This is a genomic window from Vibrio sp. V23_P3S9T160 (genome assembly GCF_963886625.1).
GTDB lineage: Bacteria > Pseudomonadota > Gammaproteobacteria > Enterobacterales > Vibrionaceae > Vibrio > Vibrio anguillarum.
Window position 1 is genome coordinate 1 of the sequence record NZ_CAWPDB010000083.1, and the last position, 2,761, is coordinate 2,761.

Annotated in this window: 1 protein-coding gene; it reads right to left on the reverse strand. The window is 39.0% G+C overall.

Annotated elements, in window-relative coordinates:
• A partial coding sequence (locus AACU59_RS04475) for a hypothetical protein (RefSeq protein ID WP_161437830.1) occupies positions 1 to 2,673 on the reverse strand: 2,673 nt, incomplete at its 3' end.
• Positions 2,674 to 2,761 lie beyond the last annotated feature (88 nt).

The following is a 2,761-nucleotide window of genomic DNA, read 5'->3' on the forward strand; positions in this document are numbered from 1 at the left end:
TAAGTCACCGGCATAAGAGGTGATCTTGGTGATGATAGATGTTACTGCCTGTGCTATATGCTCGGCAGTATCAAGAATAAATTGAACAGATTTTTCAACACCATTCTCTATATAGTAATAAGCTGCCGTTACCTCATTGCCAAAATTGATGGCCGCTCGGGTTATTTCCCGTGCTATACCGTCAATTAGGATGGTGACATTGTGCTTAAGGCTATGAATCACGTCGCTGAAAAAGTGGCCAATACTATGGTAAATTGAGGCACCATAGTTGGTCATAGCGATGGGGTCGCCACTTATGTTAACATGCTGAGGAAAGCTAAAAGAAATAGTTGCATTTGTATTTCCAGTAGCTGCTTTCCATTTGCGATTTCTCAAACTTATTTTCCGAGTATGAGTAAGTGGCGATAGTTGAGTTTTCCACTCGCTTGATTGCAGCTCATCTTCTGGCGTTGCGGAATCTACGGTGGTTGCGAGAGCACTACCAGCAGATTGAATAATCTGAGTTACATCATTTTGAGTTCCACTTGGGACATCTGAGGTAATAATACCCGCTTGAGTGAGCGAATCTGTTGTAGTATAGGTAGTATCTGCCATTCTGGTATGAGCATCCGAATCAGGATTTAGTACACACCATTCATGTTGCCCCCCTTCTTCAGAAAGCTCGACACAATTGTTTGTGATTGACAAACTATTATTATCGTCATAAATACGCGCAAACAAGGTAGGAGCTGTCATGTCATCAGCTCTGGTCGATATAATAACGCGACCAAGGGCGTTCGTTTCTAATACAGCAGATTGTGAACGAGTAATCGTATGCGCATATTTTGATTTGTTATCTATAATACGACAGGTACGTGAAGCACGAAGCTCAACCTTGATCCCGTCTTTAACTGGTAGCCCAGAAGTGTCCAGTACATTAATTTCACCATGAAAGAAGGTATCCGTGATCTGCTCAGTGGCAAGATTTGTATTAGCAGTAATCTCATCCTCGCTCATTGGCATCATCAAGTTTTCGCTAAATGACATCAACGTATATTTTTCAACTGAGTATAGAGAATACCCGGTGCCACTTATGGTGAAGTAGTCTGACTCGTTATCAGATAACGGTGGTACTAGAATATCGAACATATTCTCGTAGAGTTGGCTCCATTGTGCTGTGTCAGGTAAACCCCCATTGCATTCGAAAGCACCTTCAATGTAGGTACCATTGCTCAAGACATAGCTAGCTGCAACGAATGGACTTGTTAATGAGTCATCATCTGCTTTTTGGCTGTATTGTCGTAATTTATAAATTTTTTCGTTTTGACTTGTGGCATATATAGTATGTAGTCCATCAGAGTTACGTTGTAGCTTGATACATTTGATGTTTCCTGCCAGTAATCCATTTGATGTTGTCAGATTCTCTTCATAAAACGAACCTGTACTATCATTATCTCCTGTCAGTTTACAGGTACTATATCCGACATTGTCGTTTGGTGTTGTGAACAGACTCTTGCGAATGACGTTGCCACCTTCTAAGTAGATGGCGCTACTTCCTCCATTATAGTTTTGACAGCTATACCATATGTCAGTACCACTAGCCAGGCCGCTGCTTTGATTAGGTAGAAAGAGTAAGCTGTATTGTCCCGTGCTTCTATCTATATTGAACAATCTGATCGCATGTGAATTGTCAAAGGTACTATTAGTTGTATATGAATCAGTAAAAAACAATTTAGAAGGGTTTGAAATTTTTGAAATCCGGAGTGGGCAGTAAGGATTGAAATCATCATCTGTAACGTATAAGTCACTAAACGAAATAATGTTAATATCTGTGATGTCATCCATTAATAAATATGGATAACCATCTTTGATAAGAATTTGTATTAGTTTTTGAGATTTGAAAGAGAAATATTGCTTCCAGCCGGTATCTATTATTTCATCAGGAATTATCAAGCCGTTATTGAACTTTACACGTCGTGTTTTATAAAAAAATATAATGTTATTATTGGGGTCAACTAGCGTTACCATCATCATATCAACAGTGTAGCCATATTGATCAATTTTTCCGCTCATCGGATGATTAAATGCATGAATTCGGCAATTATTTATGTTTGATAGTTCGAGGCCTGATGGAAATGTTAACGCGGATAGATTGGCTACTTCCTGAGTAATAAAACCATGGCCTGTACTGTAATCACGATAGGTGTGACGGATAACAGCATCACTATCGAGTGATATTAGTTCAATCTGTGTGGGTGAGGCAGTATTTAATACTACTTCATCCGCACTAGTTTGAATATAAGGAAGCGGGTGACCCGCATAGAGCGCAGTATGATGATTATCCGTATTGGTTATCTCTCCACCTGTTTTAATCAGTAACTGATCATCGATCAATTCACCGGAAAGAGTCATGGTCGCGGCTCTTGCCATCTCTGCCTGTTCTTCATCACTTAGCTGAAGATTTTCGTCTGTTACTTGATACTGAGGACTTTGACTAGCCCATACAGAGGGGGCTAGGCCACTATTTATTAACATTGTCAGTGCCGATAGTTTCCCAGCGCCCCCAAGGAATTGACGTCGTGAAACAATATGATCAAAAATAGCAAGTTGTTTATTCACCAATCCTACATTGTTAATTTTATTATTTAATAGTTTACTTAATTTTTCTCTTAACGCAATCAGGCATCTAGACATAGCAATATCCTATACATATAGTTTTTAATATAAATATAATAAAATTTGGAAACACATTACATTAAATACATTCCGGCATTTACCATAG